The sequence below is a fragment of the Neobacillus drentensis genome, assembly GCF_036962125.1.
In the GTDB taxonomy this organism is placed as follows: domain Bacteria; phylum Bacillota; class Bacilli; order Bacillales; family Cytobacillaceae; genus Neobacillus; species Neobacillus drentensis_B.
Window position 1 is genome coordinate 1 of the sequence record NZ_JBALOA010000041.1, and the last position, 21,179, is coordinate 21,179.

Genomic DNA, 21,179 nt, shown 5'->3' on the forward strand with positions numbered 1-21,179 from the left:
AGGACGTTGCCAGGCACATCAAGGACAACCTGAAAAGGTTGTCCTTTTTTGTTATGGAAATAATCAGTTAGAGAGATACATAGGGTGCAATATGGAATATACTTACATAATTTGTTTATATAATCAAACTTTTGTATAATTCTCCTTTAGTTTTGTAAAATTACCTTAAGTTTTAGTTTAATTGTCCGTTTTATTGTAAAATTAGGTACTTTTTACGTCTAATTATTGATAATAAGCGATATTGACTTCACATAAAAACCAGTCTAGTCAATTACGATGGATACAAACCCGATCTTATTAGCAATACTTTTTAACGAAACTTAGGTTTCACAATGGCGAGATTTGGAGAAAATCATTAGTAGTGAATCGTTGCATCTACAAAAAAAATTCAGTATAATTTAGTCAAATATAGTCAAAGTCAGAGAATGGAGGTGGGAAGATGAGAAACATCTCTGATATTATTGAAAAATACCTCAAACAAGTATTGGAATTAAGTGAAAAAGACCTTGTTGAAATTAAACGAAGTGAAATTGCAGACAAATTTCAATGTGTTCCTTCACAAATAAATTATGTGATTAATACCCGTTTTACGATTGAAAGAGGATATATTGTAGAAAGTAAACGAGGCGGTGGTGGGTATATTCGAATCATGAAGGTTCAATCCCATGACTTTGCCCATTTAATTGACCAATCCCTCGCACTTATTCACAGCAGGATTAGTCAAACTAGTGCTGAGGATGTCATATTTAGACTCGTTCAAGAAGAAATCGTTTCAAAGCGGGAAGCTAAAATTATGTTGAGTGTAATCGATCGTTCTGTTCTTTATATTGATCTTCCATACCGAGATGAATTAAGAGCCAGAATGCTAAAAGCGATGTTAACTTCTTTAAAATATAAATAAATTTTTTTCAGTCGAGAGGTGAAAGTATGATTTGCCAGGAATGCAATCAAAGGCCTGCGGCGCTCCATTTTACAAAAATTATTAATGGTGAGAAGACGGAAGTTCATCTTTGTGAGAAATGTGCACAGGAAAAAGGAGAAATGTTCATTTTCAATGGGGAGTCTGGATTTGCTTTTAATAATTTATTAGCAGGACTATTAAATATTGACCCTTCCTTTCAAAAGCCCAGCCAAAGTCCATTTCATCAGGAAGAAATCCTCCATTGCGACTCTTGCTCGATGACTTTTCAACAGTTTTTAAAAGTGGGCCGTTTTGGCTGTTCGCATTGCTATGAGTCTTTTAAAGAACAATTGAATCCCGTTTTAAGGAGGCTTCATAGTGGAAACTGGACACATAATGGAAAAATTCCAAAAAGAATTGGTGGAGGGATTCATCTAAAAAAACAAATTGATGAATTAAAAAATAATTTAAAAGAATCAATATCCAGTGAAGAGTTTGAAAAGGCAGCCGAAATTCGCGATGAAATTCGGCAGTTAGAGAGAAAATTAGCTGCTAGCAACGAGGGAGGGGAATAACATGTCGCTTGAACGTTTTATAAATCAAGCTGTTAGTTCCTGGATGAGTGCAGAAGGACCTGATTCAGATATTGTTCTCAGTTCCCGAATCCGTTTGGCTCGTAACTTTGAAGATTATAAATTTCCAACCCTTTTTTCTCATGAAGAAGCAAAAAGGATTATTGAGAATATGGAGGGCATCTTAAATCAATCTCCAGTACAAAAATTTGGCCCAATGGAATTATTGAAAATTGATGAGCTTCAACCCCTGCAAAAAAGGGTATTAGTGGAAAAACATCTAATCAGCCCGAACCTAGCAGAGGATTCACCGTACGGGGCTGTTCTGTTAACCGAAAATGAAGAAGTTAGTATTATGATTAATGAAGAAGATCATATCCGTATACAATGCTTGTTTCCTGGTTTGCAATTATCTGAAGCTTTAGATGCTGCAAATGAGATTGATGATTGGCTTGAGAGCAATGTTCAATACGCATTTGATGAAAAACACGGGTATTTAACCAGTTGTCCTACGAATGTTGGAACAGGTCTCCGTGCGTCGGTGATGATGCATTTGCCAGGGTTAATTTTGACGCAGCAAATTAATCGAATTATTCCTGCTATTCACCAATTAGGACTAGTGGTTAGAGGAATTTATGGTGAAGGCAGCGAAGCATTAGGTAATATATTTCAAATTTCTAATCAAATCACCCTTGGAAAATCGGAAGAGGACATTTGCCGGGATCTAAAGGGGGTTGTTAGCCAGTTAATTTCGCAAGAAAGGTCGGCACGTGAAGCATTACGGAAAACTTCGAACATACAATTAGAAGACAGAGTGTTCCGATCACTGGGTGTATTATCTAATAGCCGAATTATTGAAACAAAAGAAGCAGCAAGATGTTTGTCAGATGTTCGGCTTGGAATAGATATGGGTTATATAGAAAATATGCCAAAGACGATATTGAATGAATTAATGATATTAACTCAGCCAGGCTTCTTGCAGCAATATGCTGGGGGTTCATTAAGACCATATGAAAGAGATATCAGACGGGCAGCATTAATTAGGGATCGAATAAAAATGGAGCAAGAAAAATAGGTGAGGAGGAAGAGAATATGATGTTCGGCCGTTTTACTGAAAGAGCGCAAAAAGTTCTAGCATTAGCACAAGAGGAAGCAATTCGTCTTGGACACAACAATATTGGAACAGAGCACATTTTATTAGGATTAACTCGCGAGGGAGAAGGGATTGCAGCAAAGGCCCTTTATGGACTTGGCTTAGGTTCTGAAAAAATCCAGAAAGAAGTAGAAAACTTAATTGGCAAAGGACAGGAAGCTTCTCAGACCATTCACTATACTCCAAGAGCTAAAAAAGTCATTGAATTATCGATGGATGAAGCACGTAAATTGGGACATTCTTATGTAGGCACTGAGCACATTCTCCTTGGTTTAATTCGTGAAGGAGAAGGCGTTGCGGCCCGCGTGCTTAATAATTTAGGTGTGAGTTTAAATAAAGCGAGACAGCAAGTTCTTCAATTATTAGGAAGTAATGAGTCAGGCGGACACCAAGGCGGGGCATCTGCTAGTGCCAACACACCAACGCTTGACAGTCTTGCCCGTGATTTAACCTCGATTGCTCGTGAAGGAAGCCTTGACCCAGTAATTGGACGCGGTAAGGAAATTCAACGTGTAATTGAAGTGTTAAGCCGACGGACAAAAAATAACCCTGTATTAATTGGTGAGCCTGGTGTAGGTAAAACAGCAATTGCAGAAGGGCTTGCCCAACAAATTGTCAACAATGAGGTACCTGAAATTCTCCGCGATAAACGAGTGATGACTCTCGATATGGGAACCGTCGTAGCTGGTACAAAATATCGTGGCGAGTTTGAGGACCGCTTGAAAAAGGTAATGGATGAGATTCGCCAAGCAGGAAATATTATTCTATTCATTGATGAGCTGCATACGTTAATCGGAGCTGGCGGTGCTGAAGGGGCGATTGATGCTTCCAATATCTTAAAGCCTTCCCTTGCCCGCGGAGAACTCCAATGTATCGGCGCAACGACACTCGACGAATATCGTAAATATATTGAAAAAGATGCTGCACTAGAACGACGCTTCCAGCCAATTCGTGTCGATGAACCAACCATGGAAGAATCGATTCAAATTTTAGAAGGACTTCGCGACCGTTATGAGGCACATCACCGTGTATCAATTACAGATGAGGCGATTCAGGCAGCTGTCAAACTATCTGACCGCTATATCTCTGACCGGTTCCTGCCAGATAAAGCGATCGACTTAATTGATGAAGCAGGTTCTAAGGTACGGCTTCGGTCCTTTACCACTCCACCTAATTTAAAAGAATTAGAAGTGAAGTTGGAGGAGGTTCGCAAAGAAAAAGATTCGGCCGTTCAAAGTCAAGAATTTGAAAAGGCTGCTTCCTTAAGGGATACAGAACAGCGTTTACGTGAACAGCTTGAGGAAACGAAGAAGAATTGGAAGGAAAAGCAAGGAAAAGAAAATAACGAAGTAACGGTAGAAGATATCGCAAGTGTTGTTTCCAGTTGGACTGGAGTTCCTGTCTCTAAGCTTGCAGAAACAGAGATGGCAAAGCTGCTAAATCTAGAAGAAGTACTTCATTCTCGAGTGATTGGCCAGGAAGAAGCGGTTAAAGCTGTAGCGAAGGCTGTCCGTCGTGCTCGTGCAGGATTAAAAGATCCAAAACGACCAATTGGTTCTTTCGTCTTCCTTGGACCTACAGGTGTAGGTAAAACAGAATTAGCGCGAGCTCTTGCCGAAGCGATGTTTGGTGATGAGGAAGCGATGATTCGGATTGATATGTCGGAATATATGGAGAAACACTCGACCTCTCGTCTGGTTGGTTCACCGCCAGGATATGTCGGCTATGAGGAAGGCGGCCAATTAACAGAGAAGGTCCGCAGAAAGCCATATTCCGTTGTGTTACTGGATGAGATTGAAAAGGCACATCCGGATGTATTTAATATTCTCTTGCAAGTCCTTGAGGATGGACGTTTAACTGATTCGAAAGGCAGAACAGTGGACTTCCGTAATACAGTTCTCATTATGACTTCCAACGTAGGAGCAGAGGCACTAAAACGGAATAAATATGTTGGCTTTAATATTCAAGATGGGGAACAGGATTATAAAGATATGAAGGGGAAAGTGATGGGAGAATTAAAGAAGGCCTTCCGTCCTGAATTCCTAAACCGTATTGATGAAATTATTGTTTTCCATGCATTAGAGCGAAAGCATTTAGAGGAAATTGTTACATTGCTATCAGAGCAGTTAGTGAAACGTCTAAAAGAGCAAAATATTTCATTAGAATTAACAGCTGCCGCAAAAGAAAAAATTTCTCAGGAAGGTTATGACCCTGAATATGGAGCGCGGCCATTACGACGTGCGATTCAAAAACATATTGAAGACCGGCTTTCTGAAGAACTATTAAAAGGAACATTATTAACAGGACAGCATGCAATCATTGATGTTGATAATGGCGAATTTATTGTTCGAATGGCTGAGAAAACAAGCTTAGTAAAATAGCAGCAGGATAGACCCATATAGAGGTACACGTAAATAAAGAAAAATCGTGTACCTCTTTTTCTATCGACTTTTTCAAATGAAAAAATAAAATAGGTGTGGTAACCTTAATGTATTAGCAAAATCTGGCTCCAAAAAAGAGCTAGCGTCGTAAGAGAGGATCGAAGGAAAAATGGCTAAACGAAAGACTAAGTTTATGTGTCAGGACTGTGGATATGAATCACCAAAATGGATGGGGAAATGCCCTGGCTGCGGTGAGTGGAATAAGATGGTCGAGGAAGTTGAAGTAACCGGTGCCTCGAGGAGAGGTGCATTTGCGCATTCTCAAACGGGAACAGGATTGTTAGCAAAACCAATACCTATTAATTCGATTGAAGTGGAGAATGAGCCACGAATTCTAACCGATTTAAACGAACTAAATCGAGTCCTTGGCGGCGGCGTGGTCAAGGGATCATTAGTGCTTATTGGCGGTGACCCTGGAATAGGGAAGTCAACCCTTCTCTTACAGGTTTCATCACAACTGGCCACTAAAGGAAATCAGGTTTTATACATATCTGGTGAAGAATCGGTACGACAGACAAAACTACGTGCCGAACGATTAGGAATATCTTCTGAAAATCTCCTCGTTTATTCTGAAACGAATCTTGAAGAAATTAACCGAACCATCGATAGTACGAATCCTAGCTTTGTCATTATAGATTCAATTCAAACAGTCTTTCATCCCGATGTAACAAGTGCCCCGGGGAGTGTTTCTCAGGTCCGAGAGTGTACGTCAGAATTAATGAGGATTGGGAAGACCAAAGGGATTGCCATCTTCATTGTCGGCCACGTAACAAAAGAAGGGTCAATTGCTGGTCCAAGGCTGTTAGAGCATATGGTTGATACTGTCCTTTATTTTGAAGGTGAAAGACACCATACCTACCGGATATTGCGGGCAGTAAAAAACCGTTTTGGTTCAACCAATGAAATGGGCATTTTTGAAATGAAAGAATTGGGTCTTGAAGAAGTAGCTAATCCCTCAGAAATATTTTTAGAAGAGCGGTCACGGGGTGCATCTGGTTCAACCGTCGTTGCATCAATGGAAGGGACAAGACCGGTCCTTGTTGAAATTCAAGCGTTAATTTCCCCGACGAGTTTTGGGAACCCAAGGAGAATGGCTACTGGAATCGATCATAACCGAGTCCCGCTGTTAATGGCGGTTTTGGAAAAAAGAGTAGGGATGCTGTTGCAGAACCAGGATGCCTACTTAAAAGTCGCTGGAGGCGTGAAATTGGATGAGCCAGCGATTGATTTAGCGGTTGCTGTAAGTATTGCATCGAGTTTTAGAGATAAACCGACAAGACCGACTGACTGTATTATTGGCGAGGTCGGCTTAACTGGGGAAGTAAGAAGGGTATCTAGAATTGAACAGCGTGTTCAAGAAGCGGCTAAACTGGGTTTTGAACGAGTGATTCTGCCTGCCAATAATCTTAGTGGCTGGAAGGGACCAAACGGAGTCGAACTTATTGGTGTTTCCAATGTAAGTGAAGCATTAAAGGCAGCGTTGGGAGGGTAGCAGATGGAAAGTAAAAAGCTTGGTGAGCATACCGTAAGTGAAGTATTACAGTTCCTTGCACCGGGTACACCCATTCGGGAGGGAATCGACAATGTCCTTCGTGCTAACACAGGAGGTCTCATTGTTATTGGTTTTAATGAAAAAGTAAAAGGTATCGTTGATGGCGGCTTTGAGATTAATTGCCCTTTTTCGCCAAGCTTTTTATATGAATTGGCCAAAATGGACGGTGCGATTATTCTTAATGAATTAGGGAATAAAATTCTGTTTGCCAATGCCCAGCTAGTTCCTGACTCCGATATCCCCTCTTCTGAAACAGGAATGAGGCACCGCACAGCTGAAAGAACCGCAAAACAAACGAAGGCCCTAGTTATTGCCATCTCCCAAAGGAGAAATGTTATCACCCTCTATCAAGGAAACTTCCGGTACGCCTTAAAGGATATCGCGGTGATTTTAACAAAAGCCAATCAAGCGATTCAGACGCTTGAAAAATATAAAACGGTTCTGGAACAAAGTATCACCAATCTAAGTATTCTTGAATTCGAAGAGTCGGTTACTTATAATGACTTTTTACTGGTAATTCACCGTTTTGAAATGGTCCTAAAGATCAAAAATGAACTGCTAACCTATTTACATGAATTAGGAACAGAAGGCCGTCTTATTCGCCTGCAGCTCAATGAAATATTAACCGACCTAGAAGCGGAAACAATGCTTATTATTAAGGATTACGCCTCTGACCGCGACGTCAAGGCAAGAGATGTACTCGGCAAGATGCAAGCAATGGCGACTAGTGGAACGATTGAGGATATGGTCCTATTAAAACTAATGGGATATCTAGGCTATGTTCATCTCGATGAAAATAAAAATCCACGCGGCTATCGAATCCTAAATAAGATTCCAAGACTTCCCTCGATCATTATTGAGAATCTCATTAGCAGCTTTGGTGAACTATCCAAAATCATTACAGCAACAGTTGAAGAACTTGATGATGTTGAAGGAATCGGGGAAGTCCGTGCCAAAAAGATTAAGGAAGGCTTTAAACTAATTAAAGAGCGGTTATATACTGACCGTCATCTTTAAAAACTAATAAAAGTAAAAAAACTCCAATTGTTTGACACGAAAATTTTCCAATGCTACCCTATGGGGAGTAATCATCTACTCAAAATAATTCATAGCAGCTATGATTAATAAGAACCTTTAAGGGAAAAATAATCGATAATTTAAGGTTTCATTTTTATGAATATGTTTATAATGAGTAGAGGAGGTGAAGGAATGTTAAAACGTATTGTGCAGGCTTGCTTCCTCATTATGGGTGGTACGCTTGGAATTTTGTTATTACCGGAATTGTTCAATTTACTTCATATTAATGACATTCCCGTAATTAACAACTCGTATATCACTGCTGTTTTAGGTGCTATTATTTTTTACCTTATTACCTTTTGGGCAGTAGATTATGTCTTTAATTTTATTAAATGGGCGGAAGATTCTTTAGTAAAAATTCCTGTGACCGATGTCCTTTTTGGGAGTGTAGGTCTCATATTCGGGTTACTGGTTGCCTTTTTAATCGGATTTGCCCTTAATGCCGTTCAAGTGCCGATTTTAAATGAAGTTGTACCAATCTTGCTGACTATTGTATTTGGCTATCTTGGTTTTCAAGTAGGTTTTAAGAAAAGGGATGAACTGCTAGGACTTTTTGGAAATCGCAGTCATAAGAAAAAATCTAGTGATGACGAGAATGATAAGGAAACGATTCAGCCGTTAAAAATCCTAGATACTAGCGTGATTATTGATGGGCGTATAGCTGATATTTGTCAGACAGGGTTTTTAGAAGGTACGATTGTCATTCCACAGTTTGTCCTCGAGGAATTACAGCATATTGCTGATTCATCCGATGTTTTAAAACGAAATCGCGGCCGCAGAGGGTTAGATATCTTAAATCGCATTCAAAAGGAACTGGCTATTAAGGTTGAAATTTATGAAGGTGACTTTGAGGAAATTAGTGAAGTAGATTCAAAGTTGGTCAAATTAGCGAAAATCACAAATGGTATTTTAGTCACCAATGATTTTAATTTGAATAAGGTCTGTGAATTGCAGAATGTTTCCGTGCTAAATATTAATGATTTAGCGAATGCTGTTAAGCCGGTTGTTCTTCCGGGCGAGGAATTAACAGTCCAAGTGATTAAGGATGGAAAAGAGTATCATCAGGGTGTTGCCTACTTAGATGACGGAACCATGATTGTTGTCGAAGAAGGAAGAGAATATATCGGCAAACGAATTGAAGTTCTCGTCACAAGTGTTCTCCAGACATCTGCTGGAAGAATGATTTTTGCAAAACCAAAACTATTAGAAAAAGCACTTTAAATATAAAAGCTAGAAGCGCCAGGTTTAGGGGCTTAGACCAGAAAGCCCCTAGGTGCTGAAGCCAGTCAGAATAGAGTGGGGTATTTATATGACTTACCAGGTCATTCTCCCGGCAGCAGGTCAGGGAAAAAGAATGGGAGCAGGGAAAAACAAGCTTTTATTAGAGCTTAATGGGGTACCTGTATTGATCCATACATTGAGGGTGTTTGAACAGGATAAAGCCTGCAGCAAGATTATTGTTGCGCTCCATCCACAAGATGAAAAGGAATTTAAAGACTTACTAATTAAGTTTCATGTTACAAAAGCAATCCACTTCGTGCCTGGTGGAAAAGAACGTCAGGATAGCATATACAATGCGCTTAAAACCGTGGAAACCGTCGGGGTGATTCTTGTCCATGATGCGGCACGTCCGTTTATCTGTAAAGAGCATATCGACCGTTTAACACAAATGGCCGAAGAAACAGGGGCAGCCATTTTAGGAGTACCCGTAAAGGATACGATCAAAAAGGTACAAGACGGTACGGTGGTTGAAACTGTCGAACGTTCAAGCTTGTGGGCTGTTCAAACCCCACAAGCTTTTCGTATTTCACTTTTGATGGAAGCCTATCAAAGGGCAGAAATAGATCACTACCTAGGAACCGATGATGCTAGTTTAGTGGAGCGGCTCGGTTATCCGGTTACGATGGTTGAAGGGGATTACGATAATATCAAATTAACCACACCAGAAGATTTATATTTTGCAGAAGCAATATTAGAAAAGCGAAAACACCTTGAGTAGGAGAAAGGTAGTCGATTTTTCCTTAGGTGCTGTAAACTAGACAAATGGAAAAAGGGAGTTTTTTAGATGTTTCGAATAGGTCAGGGCTTTGATGTCCACCAATTAACAGAAGGCCGTCCGCTGATAATAGGCGGGATTAACATTCCTTATGATAGGGGTTTACTAGGTCATTCCGATGCGGATGTGTTATTACATACCGTTTCCGATGCCTGCCTCGGTGCTATTGGAGAGGGAGATATTGGCAAACATTTTCCTGATACCGATCCTAATTTTAAAGATGCAGATTCCTCGAAGCTGATGGAGCATGTATGGCAATTGGTAAAAAATAAAGGGTATGAGCTGGTGAATGCAGATTGTACAATTATTGCTCAAAAGCCTAAAATGGCCCCTTATATTGAACAAATGCGCGAAAGGATTGCCGAATTGCTAGAAGCCTCGCCAGAACAAATTAATGTTAAGGCAACCACCACAGAGAAGTTAGGTTTTACTGGCAGAGGGGAAGGAATTGCCTCTCAAGCGGTTGTTTTGTTAAGAAAGGTTCATGAATAGCCTTTCTTGAAATTCAATAGAGTGATAAAATAATCAGTTGAAACCATTAATATTGGAGGCTTAAGGATGTCAAACGAAGTTCGTGTAAGATATGCTCCGAGTCCAACAGGACATTTACATATTGGTAACGCCCGGACAGCATTATTTAATTATTTATTTGCACGCAATCAGGGTGGGAAATTTATTATTCGTATTGAAGATACGGATAAAAAGAGAAATATTGAAGGCGGAGAAGAAAGCCAGTTAAAATATTTAAAATGGCTGGGAATGGATTGGGATGAAAGTGTTGATGTCGGCGGCGAATACGGCCCGTACCGCCAATCGGAACGAAATGATATTTATGAAACCTACTATAACCAATTATTAGCTGAGGGCCATGCATATAAATGCTATTGTACCGAAGCTGAGATTGAAGCAGAGCGGGAAGCTCAGACAGAACGAGGCGAGACGCCGCATTATTCGGGAAAATGCCGTCATTTAACGGAAGAACAACGCCAAGAGTTAGAAAGTGAAGGACGTCAGCCAAGTATTCGAATTATCGTCCCTGAGGGAAAAACTTATACATTTGATGATATGGTAAAAGGAAGTGTTTCCTTTGAATCCGAAGGGATGGGCGATTGGGTCATTATTAAAAAGGATGGCACGCCAACCTATAACTTTGCGGTAACGATTGATGATTATTTAATGAAAATCTCTCATGTGCTCCGTGGTGATGATCATATTTCGAACACACCAAAACAATTGATGGTCTATGAAGCACTGGGCTGGGAGCCGCCGATTTTTGGCCACATGACGTTGATTGTGAATGAAAGCCGTAAGAAGTTAAGTAAGCGGGATGAATCAATCATCCAGTTCATCGAGCAATATGAAGAATTAGGTTATTTGCCAGAAGCGTTATTTAACTTTATTACGCTCCTCGGCTGGTCACCAGCTGGTGAAGAAGAGCTGTACTCGAAGAACGAGTTTATTGAAATATTTGATGCCAATCGCTTATCCAAATCACCAGCCTTATTCGATAAGCAGAAACTATTATGGATGAATAACCAATACATGAAAAAGGTTGACGTTAACCGTGTAGTGGAGCTAGCCCTGCCACACTTAGTTAAAGCGGGCCGCCTAAATGAAAGCCTGACAGATGAACAGCAGCAATGGGTTCAGGGGCTTGTTGAGCTTTTACAGGAAAAATTGAGTTATGGCGCTGAAATCGTGGAATTGTCCGATATGTTCTTTAAAGATGATGTGGACTATGAAGAGGATTCGAAGGAAATTCTAGCAGGAGAAACGGTTCCAGAAGTGTTAAAGGCCTTTTCGCATGAACTTGACCAATTAGAAATTTTCCGAGCTGATGGAATAAAGGCTGCTATGAAGGCAGTTCAAAAATCGACGGGTCAAAAGGGAAAAAACCTATTTATGCCAATTCGGGCAGCAGTTACAGGCCAAACCCATGGGCCAGACCTGCCACAGGCAATTGAACTTTTAGGAAAAAATAAAGTTCAAACAAGAATTAATAAAATTATTAGTTAACATTAAGAACAAAATGTAATATAGTAAAGTAAACAATTCTATAATCCTAAAGTGTTGAAGAGGATAAGTAAAAAAAGGATGCTTGAAAGAGAAAACCATCACCGGCTGAAAGTGGTTGAAGCCTCTCCTAATTTGAAATGCACCTCTGAGCCCTGTTTCGAAACGAGTCAACTCTGAGTAGAAATAGGCGGAACCTATCCGTTAACAGGTAGAGTGAGACTACTATTTAAGCTGATGTTACCTAGCTTATCGGTCTAATCAGAGTGGAACCGCGTGTAAGCGCCTCTGTCGTGATGACAGAGGCGTTTTTTATTTCTTTTTTATTTACCAAACAATAGGGGGAGAATGGTAATGTTCAAGAAGTTGAGGGAGGACGTAGAGGTTGTTTTTGAGCAGGATCCTGCAGCAAGAAGTTATTTAGAAGTCATCCTAACATATTCAGGCTTGCATGCCATTTGGGCACATCGATTCGCGCATGCACTCTTTAATCGAAAGTTATTTTTTCTAGCTAGGGTTATCTCACAAGTAAGCCGGTTTTTCACTGGTATTGAAATCCATCCTGGAGCAAAAATAGGCAGACGATTTTTTATTGACCACGGAATGGGGGTTGTTATTGGGGAAACGTGTGAAATTGGGGATAATGTAACTATATATCAAGGGGTAACACTTGGTGGAACAGGGAAAGAAAAAGGAAAACGGCATCCGACGGTTAAGGATAATGTCCTGATTGCTACAGGTGCTAAGGTACTCGGTTCGATCACTGTTGGAGAAAATTCTAAAATTGGCGGAGGATCAGTCGTTTTGAAGGAAGTACCCCCTAATTCTACGGTAGTAGGGATTCCAGGCAGAGTAGTCATCCAGGATGGAAGAAGGATTACCAGAGACTTAAATCATTGCGACTTGCCAGACCCTGTGGCAGACCGCTTAAGAGAAATGCAAAACGACTTGGATCGATTAATGTATGAACTCGAAGAATTAAAAGGAGAAAGGATAAAAGTTAATGGCCATTCAACTTTATAATACACTAACACGTAAAAAAGAGGCTTTTGTACCGCTGGAAGAGGGAAAGGTAAAAATGTATGTTTGCGGTCCGACTGTCTATAATTATATTCATATTGGTAATGCCCGTCCGGCTATCGTTTTTGATACGGTCCGCCGCTATTTAGAATATCGCGGCTACGATGTTAAATATGTTTCCAATTTTACTGATGTTGACGACAAATTAATCCGTGCTGCCAACCAGTTAGGAGAAGAGGTTCCAACGATTGCTGACCGTTTTATTCATGCTTATTTTGAAGATGTCACAGCCTTAGGATGCAAAAAGGCAGATGTTCATCCTCGGGTAATGGAAAATATGGATATTATTATTGACTTTATTAGTCAATTAATTGAAAAAGGCTTTGCATATGAATCTGCGGGGGATGTCTATTTCCGGACAAGAAAATTCGATGATTATGGGAAGTTATCACATCAATCAATTGATGATTTGCAGGTAGGCGCTAGAATTGAAGTCGGCGATCGAAAACAAGATGATTTAGACTTTGCTTTGTGGAAATCGGCAAAGGAAGGGGAAATCTACTGGGAAAGCCCATGGGGTCTTGGCCGTCCGGGGTGGCATATTGAGTGCTCGGCAATGGCGAAAAAGTATCTGGGTGAAACAATTGATATTCATGCAGGCGGTCAGGATTTAACCTTCCCGCATCATGAAAATGAAATTGCCCAGTCAGAAGCACTGTCAGGGAAATTATTTTCCCGTTACTGGATGCACAATGGCTATATCAATATAGATAATGAAAAAATGTCAAAATCGCTAGGAAACTTTGTGTTAGTTCATGACATTATCAAGAAACATAATCCACAAGTGTTACGATTTTTCATGTTATCCGTTCATTATCGCAATCCGATTAACTACAGTGAGGAATTGCTGGAAAGTACGAGAGCTGCCTTCGAACGCTTAACGACTTCCTACCAAAACTTAAAACATCGGAAAGAAGCAAGTACTGACTTAACGGATAATAATCAAGAATGGCTTGATAAAATAGCCGAAGCTCAACAACAGTTTATCGAGGCGATGGATGATGATTTCAACACAGCGAAGGCTATTTCCGTTTTATTTGATCTCTCGAAACTGGCTAATTATTATCTGTTAGAAAAAAATACGGCTGTTGCTGTAATCGATGCCTTTACGAAACAATTTGAGGACTTATTCCATGTCTTAGGGTTGACGATGGAAAAGGAAGAAATGCTCGATGAAGAAATTGATGCACTAATTGAAAAGCGAATCCAGGCCCGGAAAGACCGTGATTTCCAATTATCTGACCAAATTAGAGATCAGCTTAAGGAAATGAACATTATTTTAGAAGATACCCCGCAAGGTACAAGGTGGAAAAGAGGCTAATTCATGCTTGAATACGAACAGACAGTCGATGCCAAACAATTGAATAGTCTCGCCCTTGCCTATATGGGTGACGCCATTTACGAAACCTATGTAAGGCGCCACCTCCTGTATAGCGGGCAGGTAAGACCGAATCAATTACACAGGACTGGTACTACATACGTATCAGCGAAGGCACAGTGCAAAATCCTCTTTCAAATGATGGATAATCATCTTCTCGATGAGGAAGAATTAGCGGTAATTATGCGCGGTCGAAATGCAAAATCTGGCTCTGTACCTAAAAATACAGATGTCCAAACCTATCATTACAGTACGGCGTTCGAAGCGTTGATGGGTTATTTGTATTTAACGGGTCGAATAGAGCGGATGGAAGAACTAATTAAGACAGCCTTATTATATGTGGATGAAAGGAAGGAGGAACGCTAGGATGGAAAAGAATCAAGAATATATTGTCGGTAAAAATCCAGTTATTGAAGCGCTGAAATCAGAAAGGGATATTAATAAAATCTTAATAGCTGAAGGGTCCCAGCGCGGGCAGATGCAGCAAATTACCCAATTAGCAAAGGAAGCAAATGTAATTGTTCAATTTGTTCCAAAGAAAAAAATTGACCAAATCGCGGATGAAAATCATCAAGGTGTTCTTGCTTACGTGGCCGCCTATCAATATGCGGAAATCGATGATTTATTTGCAGCAGCAGAAAAGAGTAATCAGCCGCCTTTCTTTTTATTACTTGATGAAATAGAGGATCCTCACAATCTCGGATCAATAATGAGAACGGCAGATACTGTGGGAGCCCATGGAATCATTATTCCAAAGCGCCGAGCTGTCGGGTTAACGGCAACAGTCGCCAAAGCCTCCACGGGTGCGATTGAACATATCCCTGTCGTCCGCGTCACAAATATGGCGAGGACAATCGATGAATTAAAGGACCGCGGTATTTGGATTGCTGGAACAGATGCTTCAGGAAAAGATGATTACCGCAGGCTAGATGGGACGCTGCCGCTGGGTATCGTAATTGGCAGCGAAGGAAAAGGAATGGGACGACTCATCCGGGATAAATGTGACTTTCTCATTCATCTCCCAATGGTTGGTAAGGTGACTTCTTTAAATGCTTCTGTTGCTGCATCTATACTCATGTATGAGGTATATCGAAAACGACACCCGCTCGAGAGTTAACCTATGGATATCCTGCTTGTTGACGGATATAACATTATTGGAGCCTGGCCGGAACTAAGAGCATTAAAGGATCGGGATTTGCCAGCAGCAAGGGATCGCCTCGTGGAAAGAATGGCAGAATATCAAGCCTATTCCGGATATCGTGTGATTGTTGTTTTTGATGCCTACTATGTGCAGGGAACAGAAAAGAAATATAAGAACCATCAAGTAGAAGTCATTTTTACAAAAGAAAATGAAACAGCAGATGAACGGATAGAAAAAATGGCGATTAGTCTAAATAATCGCCGAACGCAAATTCATGTAGCAACCTCCGATTTTACCGAGCAATGGGCCATATTTGGACAAGGTGCATTAAGGAAATCTGCTCGGGAGCTCCTGATCGAAATGTCGGCAATTGAACGCGGTATCGAAAAGAAAGTGAAGAAGATTCAAGAGAAAAAACCAGTCTCAAAAATAAACATGAGCGACGAAATGGCAGAAATTTTTGAAAAGTGGCGCAGAGGGCAAAAGTGAACGTGGACTTTGAAAAAATAGTCATGTATACTATTACTAACTATGCTTGTTCGGTGGAGGGGATCTACTTTGAGTACGGACTTCGGAACAAAGGTCAACCAGCAGTTCCTCATAATGGAGGACGAAGAGATTGTTGATTTAGTGCACCAAGGTGATAGTGAAGCATTGGATTATTTAATCCACAAGTATCGTAATTTTGTACGTGCAAAAGCAAGGTCCTATTTTTTAATTGGAGCTGATAAAGAGGATATTGTCCAAGAAGGTATGATTGGATTGTACAAAGCCATTCGTGACTTTCGGGAGGACAAGCTAACCTCTTTTAAAGCGTTTGCCGAGCTATGTATTACTCGTCAGATTATTACAGCCATTAAAACCGCCACAAGGCAAAAGCATATCCCGTTAAATTCGTATGTTTCATTGGACAAGCCAATTTATGATGAGGAATCTGATAGAACATTGATGGATGTTTTATCGGGGGCCAAGGTTCTTGACCCAGAGGAATTAATTATTAATCAAGAAGAATTCGACCACATTGAATTTAAAATGACTGAATTATTAAGTGACTTAGAGAGAAAGGTTTTAGCCCTCTACTTAGATGGACAATCCTATCAAGAAATTTCTGAGGAACTTAATCGTCATGTGAAATCAATTGATAATGCCCTGCAGCGAGTCAAAAGAAAGCTGGAACGCTATTTAGAACTGCGCGAATTCTCACTCTAATATCATGTTTTATGTCATATATTTGAACCGTTTCCAAAGGTTATTGACAATAATTAGGGCACATGTTACATTTTTAAGGATATAATAGAAAATTAGGTAAAGGTGTCGAAATGAGTAAAAAGGTTATCCTTTCCTGTGCTGTTTGCGGCTCGCGTAATTATTCGACGATCAGCAAGCAGACACAAACAGAGAGACTAGAATTGAAAAAATTCTGCAAAACTTGCACGACCCATACCATACATCGAGAAACAAAATAGTCATCATATATTCTTGCAGTTATTTTTAGATTTTGGGGGTTACTTACAATGCAGCGCATAAAGAAGTTCTTCAGTGATATTTTCCGTGAGATGAGAAAAGTAAGTTGGCCAAAACGTGGGGAATTAACGCGCTCGACGATTACTGTACTATCGACCGTTGTATTTTTCGCAGCGTTCTTTGCCGTTTTAGATTTAGGGATTTCAAAATTGATTCGCTTAATTCTTGAATAATAAATCATTATTCATGGTATAATGGTGATTAATAAAGGAATTTTTTATCAAAAGCCCGTATAACGGGTTTTTTATTTGTTTAAAAAATAGTCAATGACTAATAAATAGGGAGGGACGGACGTACAAGTCCTCTTAAATGGAAAAAAATTGGTATGTACTACATACTTACTCAGGTTATGAAAATAAAGTAAAAGCAAATTTAGAAAAACGTGTTGAATCAATGGGAATGACAGATAAGATTTTCCGTGTAGTTGTTCCTGAAGAAGAAGAGACTGAGATTAAAAACGGCAAGAAAAAGGTAGTCAAACGTAAGGTGTTTCCAGGTTATGTATTGGTTGAAATTGTGATGACAGATGATTCATGGTATGTGGTTCGAAATACTCCTGGTGTAACAGGCTTTGTTGGTTCATCAGGCGGAGGTTCTAAACCAACACCATTACTTCCCGAAGAAGTAGCGGTTGTTCTGAAAAGAATGGGTGTCACTGAAACTCGTGTCGATGCAAATTATGAAATTGGCGAAACAGTTCGCGTTAAAGAAGGTCCATTTGCTAACTTTACTGGCTCTGTTGAAGAGATGGATAAGGACAAAGCAAAACTTAAAGTTCTTGTTAATATGTTCGGTCGCGACACACCTGTAGAGCTTGATTTTACGCAGATTGAAAAACTTTAATGTAAAAAAACTTGAAATCATTTTTAAAAAGTGGTAATATTTCATAGGTCAGTATGTCTCCATGTGAGACAAGACTTATGTCAAGTTCTTTATGATCAATAGATAAAGACAGATGCCTGAGTGGGAGGGTTCCTAAAAGACCCTATTACCACATCACGGACTTTAAGGAGGTGTGTCTCGTGGCTAAAAAAGTAATTAAAGTCGTTAAATTACAAATTCCTGCTGGGAAAGCAAACCCTGCACCACCAGTTGGACCTGCACTAGGTCAAGCCGGTGTTAACATCATGGGATTCTGTAAAGAATTTAACGCTCGTACAGCTGATCAAGCTGGTTTGATCATTCCTGTTGAAATCACGGTATTTGAAGACCGTTCATTTACATTTATTACGAAAACTCCTCCTGCTGCCGTTCTTTTGAAAGTAGCAGCTGGAATCCAGTCTGGTTCTGGTGAACCTAACCGTAATAAAGTAGCAACAGTTAAGCGTAATACAGTACGCGAGATTGCGGAACAGAAAATGCCTGACCTAAACGCAGCTAGCGTAGAAGCAGCAATGCGTATGGTTGAAGGTACTGCTCGCAGCATGGGTATCGTCATCGAAGATTAATCCATGTAACTGATTGTTTTTGTAAAATGAAGGGGTTGCGACGTTATAAACACTCGCAACCTTTTTCGTGGGCTAGCTGCGGCGCCTAGGGGCGCCTCCGCTTTTCGCCGTGGGAGAATTATTCGCTAAAACCACAATCTAGGAGGAAATTAAAATGGCTAAAAAAGGTAAGAAGTATTTAGAAGCTTCAAAGCTTGTAGACCGCTTAAAAGCATACCCAATTGTTGAAGCAATTGGTCTTGCAAAAGAAACAAACTACGCTAAATTTGATGCGACTCTTGAAGCGGCATTCCGTTTAGGTGTAGACCCTAAGAAAGCTGACCAACAAATCCGTGGTGCAGTAGTGCTTCCAAACGGAACTGGTAAAACGCAACGCGTTTTAGTTTTCGCTAAAGGGGAAAAAGTTAAAGAAGCAGAAGCAGCTGGTGCTGATTATGTAGGCGATGCAGAGTACATCAACAAAATCCAACAAGGTTGGTTTGAATTTGATGTAATCGTAGCAACTCCTGACATGATGGGTGAAGTTGGTAAACTTGGTCGTGTTTTAGGACCTAAAGGCTTAATGCCAAACCCTAAAACAGGAACAGTTACATTTGATGTAACTCGTGCGATTAACGAAATTAAAGCAGGTAAAGTTGAATACCGCGTTGACAAGTCTGGTAACATCCACGTGCCAATCGGTAAAGCATCTTTTGAAAACGAAAAGCTTGTTGAAAACTTTAACACTGTATTTGAAACTTTACTAAAAGTGAAGCCATCTGCAGCAAAAGGAACTTACATGAAGAACGTAACAGTTGCTTCAACAATGGGACCTGGCGTAAAAGTGGATCCTTCATCTGTAGCAGTGAAGTAATAATTACCAATTGACATTCTAAAATAGATTTTATATAATCTATTTTGTTGTTTAAAATAATAACATTTGTACTGTAGACAGCAGGTGCGCATATCGCGCTTAATTTCCTGCCGAGGTAATGCGATATAAATAGCTGAGTGATCAGTTGTTATCCTGCCTCCATGTCAACGCTCGATATGGAGGCTTTTATCTGCCTGGTATAAATGTAGACAATCTACAGGAGGTGTAAAGATGAGCAGTGCAATCGAATTAAAGCAACAAATCGTTAGCGAAATTGCTGATAAATTAAAGAACAGTGTATCAACAGTTGTTGTTGATTACCGTGGTCTTTCAGTTGCAGAAGTAACTGAACTTCGTAAACAGCTTCGTGAAGCTGGTGTGGAATTCAAAGTTTACAAAAACTCAATGACACGCCGTGCGGCTGAAGCAAATGGTCTTGAAGCATTAAACGCTGCATTAACAGGTCCAAACGCAATCGCGTTCAGTACTGAAGATGTAGTAGCACCAGCTAAGATCTTGAACGACTTTGCGAAAAAGCATGAAGCACTTGAGCTTAAAGCAGGTGTAATTGAAGGGAACGTAGCAACAGCTGAAGAAATTAAAGCTCTTGCAGACCTACCATCACGCGAAGGTTTACTATCTATGTTACTTTCAGTTCTACAAGCTCCAATCCGCAACCTTGCTCTTGTTACAAAAGCAGTTGCAGAACAAAAAGAAGAACAAGGCGCGTAAGCTAGAAAAGCATAAGCGACCGCTTAGCTGCTGGGAGCTGAAGCTGACAGCCTTAACGTCAAACCAATAAATTTGAACGAAAACTAAGGAGGAAAATTAATCATGACTAAAGAACAAATCATTGAAGCAGTTAAAACTATGACTGTTTTAGAACTTAACGATCTAGTAAAAGCAATCGAAGAAGAATTCGGCGTAACTGCTGCTGCTCCTGTAGCAATGGTAGGCGGAGCTGGAGCTGCTGCTGTTGAAGAGCAAACTGAATTTGACGTAATCCTTGCTAGCCCTGGCGACCAAAAAATCAAGGTTATCAAAGTAGTACGTGAAATCACTGGTCTTGGACTTAAAGAAGCAAAAGATCTTGTTGACAACACTCCAAAAGCTGTTAAAGAAGGCGTTTCTAAAGAAGAGGCTGAAGAAGTTAAAGCTAAACTTGCTGAAGTTGGAGCAAACGTTGAAGTTAAGTAATTAAGATAAGCTGAAGCGCTTTGGCGCTCTGGCCCAATCACAAAACGAGCTCGCTGAATAAGCGGGCTTTTTTTGACTTAATTAATTCTTTAATGTTTCCTTTCCTCCATTATCTTCAATTATTAAATCCTCGGAGGTGAGTCATTTGTCTGAACACTACTATTCTCGAACACAAAAGGTTGAAAGTGATCCGAAATATTGGGATTACACCTTAAAAAATAACACTTTTCGCTTTAAAACAGATAACGGTGTGTTTTCAAAAAGAGAGGTAGATTTCGGCTCACGTTTGTTAATTGAGTCTTTTGAAATGCCAAATGCTGAGGGGTGCCTTCTCGATGTGGGCTGTGGCTATGGCCCAATTGGCCTTTCTCTTGCAAAATATTATCATGATCGTATGGTACATATGGTTGATGTTAATGAACGGGCTATTGAATTGGCGAAGGTTAATGCAGAACTTAATCGGATTCAGAATGTAAGAATCTATGAAAGTGATCGTTTATTAAATGTGAAAGAAAACACATTTGCTGCTATACTAACCAATCCACCGATTAGAGCAGGGAAAAAAACAGTTCATGATATTTTTGAACAAAGTTTTACACATCTATCTGCACAGGGTGAACTCTGGGTTGTCATTCAAAAGAAGCAAGGTGCACCTTCCGCGATTGAAAAATTAAATAATTTATTTAACCACGTCGAAACTATTGACAAATCCAAAGGTTATTTTGTCATAAGGGCACAAAAAAGTTGACTTGGAAATGTCACTATGATAGCATTATAAAATGCCATCATAATA

At 40.0% G+C, this 21,179-nt stretch carries 24 protein-coding genes and 2 other annotated features; all 24 genes read left to right on the top strand.

What is annotated here, in order from left to right:
- Positions 1-439: 439 nt before the first annotated feature.
- The 24 genes from V7121_RS23395 (at position 440) to V7121_RS23510 (ending at position 21,134) form a co-directional block, all read left to right on the top strand.
- Positions 440-901: a CtsR family transcriptional regulator gene (locus V7121_RS23395; RefSeq protein ID WP_335493317.1), complete on the top strand. Its 462-nt coding sequence runs from the start codon at positions 440-442 to the stop codon at positions 899-901.
- Between the two features lie 26 nt (positions 902-927).
- Positions 928-1,476, top strand: a complete 549-nt coding sequence (locus V7121_RS23400) for a UvrB/UvrC motif-containing protein (protein ID WP_335493320.1) — start codon at positions 928-930, stop codon at positions 1,474-1,476.
- A gap of 1 nt (position 1,477) precedes the next feature.
- Entirely contained in the window at positions 1,478-2,548 is a 1,071-nt protein-coding gene (locus tag V7121_RS23405; RefSeq protein WP_335493322.1) for a protein arginine kinase, read from the top strand.
- A 17-nt stretch (positions 2,549-2,565) separates the two neighbouring features.
- On the top strand, positions 2,566-5,007 hold the full coding sequence (gene clpC / locus V7121_RS23410; RefSeq protein WP_335493325.1) for an ATP-dependent protease ATP-binding subunit ClpC: 2,442 nt from the start codon (positions 2,566-2,568) through the stop codon (positions 5,005-5,007).
- 169 nt (positions 5,008-5,176) lie between these two features.
- On the top strand, positions 5,177-6,559 hold the full coding sequence (gene radA / locus V7121_RS23415) for a DNA repair protein RadA (RefSeq protein WP_335493328.1): 1,383 nt from the start codon (positions 5,177-5,179) through the stop codon (positions 6,557-6,559).
- A gap of 3 nt (positions 6,560-6,562) precedes the next feature.
- On the top strand, positions 6,563-7,636 hold the full coding sequence (gene disA, locus V7121_RS23420; protein ID WP_335493331.1) for a DNA integrity scanning diadenylate cyclase DisA: 1,074 nt from the start codon (positions 6,563-6,565) through the stop codon (positions 7,634-7,636).
- A 192-nt stretch (positions 7,637-7,828) separates the two neighbouring features.
- Entirely contained in the window at positions 7,829-8,917 is a 1,089-nt protein-coding gene (locus V7121_RS23425; protein ID WP_335493335.1) for a PIN/TRAM domain-containing protein, read from the top strand.
- An 88-nt stretch (positions 8,918-9,005) separates the two neighbouring features.
- The gene (gene ispD, locus V7121_RS23430) at positions 9,006-9,695 is read left to right on the top strand and encodes a 2-C-methyl-D-erythritol 4-phosphate cytidylyltransferase (RefSeq protein WP_335493338.1); all 690 of its coding nucleotides are present in this window, start codon (positions 9,006-9,008) and stop codon (positions 9,693-9,695) included.
- A 66-nt stretch (positions 9,696-9,761) separates the two neighbouring features.
- Entirely contained in the window at positions 9,762-10,244 is a 483-nt protein-coding gene (gene ispF / locus V7121_RS23435; RefSeq protein WP_335493341.1) for a 2-C-methyl-D-erythritol 2,4-cyclodiphosphate synthase, read from the top strand.
- Positions 10,245-10,310: 66 nt separating this feature from the next.
- Positions 10,311-11,768 carry a glutamate--tRNA ligase gene (gene gltX, locus V7121_RS23440; RefSeq protein WP_335493344.1) on the top strand — a complete coding sequence of 486 codons (1,458 nt, stop codon included), beginning with the start codon at positions 10,311-10,313 and terminating at the stop codon, positions 11,766-11,768.
- 45 nt (positions 11,769-11,813) lie between these two features.
- Positions 11,814-12,058, top strand: a binding site (T-box leader).
- 61 nt (positions 12,059-12,119) lie between these two features.
- Positions 12,120-12,788 (top strand): serine O-acetyltransferase, encoded by a 669-nt coding sequence (gene cysE, locus V7121_RS23445; RefSeq protein WP_335493346.1) that lies wholly within the window; start codon positions 12,120-12,122, stop codon positions 12,786-12,788.
- Positions 12,769-14,166 carry a cysteine--tRNA ligase gene (cysS, locus tag V7121_RS23450; protein ID WP_335548089.1) on the top strand — a complete coding sequence of 466 codons (1,398 nt, stop codon included), beginning with the start codon at positions 12,769-12,771 and terminating at the stop codon, positions 14,164-14,166. Before cysE ends, cysS begins: the two co-directional genes overlap by 20 nt.
- Positions 14,167-14,169: 3 nt before the next feature.
- The gene (locus V7121_RS23455) at positions 14,170-14,589 is read left to right on the top strand and encodes a Mini-ribonuclease 3 (RefSeq protein ID WP_335493352.1); all 420 of its coding nucleotides are present in this window, start codon (positions 14,170-14,172) and stop codon (positions 14,587-14,589) included.
- 1 nt (position 14,590) lies between these two features.
- The gene (rlmB, locus tag V7121_RS23460; RefSeq protein ID WP_335493355.1) at positions 14,591-15,340 is read left to right on the top strand and encodes a 23S rRNA (guanosine(2251)-2'-O)-methyltransferase RlmB; all 750 of its coding nucleotides are present in this window, start codon (positions 14,591-14,593) and stop codon (positions 15,338-15,340) included.
- Between the two features lie 3 nt (positions 15,341-15,343).
- Positions 15,344-15,853 (top strand): NYN domain-containing protein, encoded by a 510-nt coding sequence (locus V7121_RS23465; protein ID WP_335493358.1) that lies wholly within the window; start codon positions 15,344-15,346, stop codon positions 15,851-15,853.
- A 69-nt stretch (positions 15,854-15,922) separates the two neighbouring features.
- Positions 15,923-16,573: an RNA polymerase sporulation sigma factor SigH gene (gene sigH, locus V7121_RS23470; RefSeq protein ID WP_335493361.1), complete on the top strand. Its 651-nt coding sequence runs from the start codon at positions 15,923-15,925 to the stop codon at positions 16,571-16,573.
- 110 nt (positions 16,574-16,683) lie between these two features.
- Positions 16,684-16,830 (top strand): 50S ribosomal protein L33, encoded by a 147-nt coding sequence (rpmG, locus tag V7121_RS23475; protein WP_214716664.1) that lies wholly within the window; start codon positions 16,684-16,686, stop codon positions 16,828-16,830.
- A 48-nt stretch (positions 16,831-16,878) separates the two neighbouring features.
- Positions 16,879-17,061, top strand: a complete 183-nt coding sequence (secE, locus tag V7121_RS23480; protein WP_310367005.1) for a preprotein translocase subunit SecE — start codon at positions 16,879-16,881, stop codon at positions 17,059-17,061.
- A 136-nt stretch (positions 17,062-17,197) separates the two neighbouring features.
- Positions 17,198-17,731: a transcription termination/antitermination protein NusG gene (gene nusG, locus V7121_RS23485; protein ID WP_335493363.1), complete on the top strand. Its 534-nt coding sequence runs from the start codon at positions 17,198-17,200 to the stop codon at positions 17,729-17,731.
- A 179-nt stretch (positions 17,732-17,910) separates the two neighbouring features.
- The gene (gene rplK / locus V7121_RS23490; RefSeq protein WP_026565509.1) at positions 17,911-18,336 is read left to right on the top strand and encodes a 50S ribosomal protein L11; all 426 of its coding nucleotides are present in this window, start codon (positions 17,911-17,913) and stop codon (positions 18,334-18,336) included.
- 154 nt (positions 18,337-18,490) lie between these two features.
- Positions 18,491-19,189: a 50S ribosomal protein L1 gene (gene rplA / locus V7121_RS23495; protein ID WP_335493366.1), complete on the top strand. Its 699-nt coding sequence runs from the start codon at positions 18,491-18,493 to the stop codon at positions 19,187-19,189.
- Positions 19,190-19,242: 53 nt separating this feature from the next.
- Positions 19,243-19,387 (top strand) — a sequence feature (ribosomal protein L10 leader region).
- Positions 19,388-19,420: 33 nt separating this feature from the next.
- On the top strand, positions 19,421-19,921 hold the full coding sequence (gene rplJ / locus V7121_RS23500) for a 50S ribosomal protein L10 (RefSeq protein WP_335493369.1): 501 nt from the start codon (positions 19,421-19,423) through the stop codon (positions 19,919-19,921).
- 102 nt (positions 19,922-20,023) lie between these two features.
- Entirely contained in the window at positions 20,024-20,386 is a 363-nt protein-coding gene (rplL, locus tag V7121_RS23505; protein ID WP_335493372.1) for a 50S ribosomal protein L7/L12, read from the top strand.
- Positions 20,387-20,531: 145 nt separating this feature from the next.
- Positions 20,532-21,134: a class I SAM-dependent methyltransferase gene (locus V7121_RS23510; RefSeq protein ID WP_335493375.1), complete on the top strand. Its 603-nt coding sequence runs from the start codon at positions 20,532-20,534 to the stop codon at positions 21,132-21,134.
- The last annotated feature ends 45 nt before the right edge of the window (positions 21,135-21,179 follow it).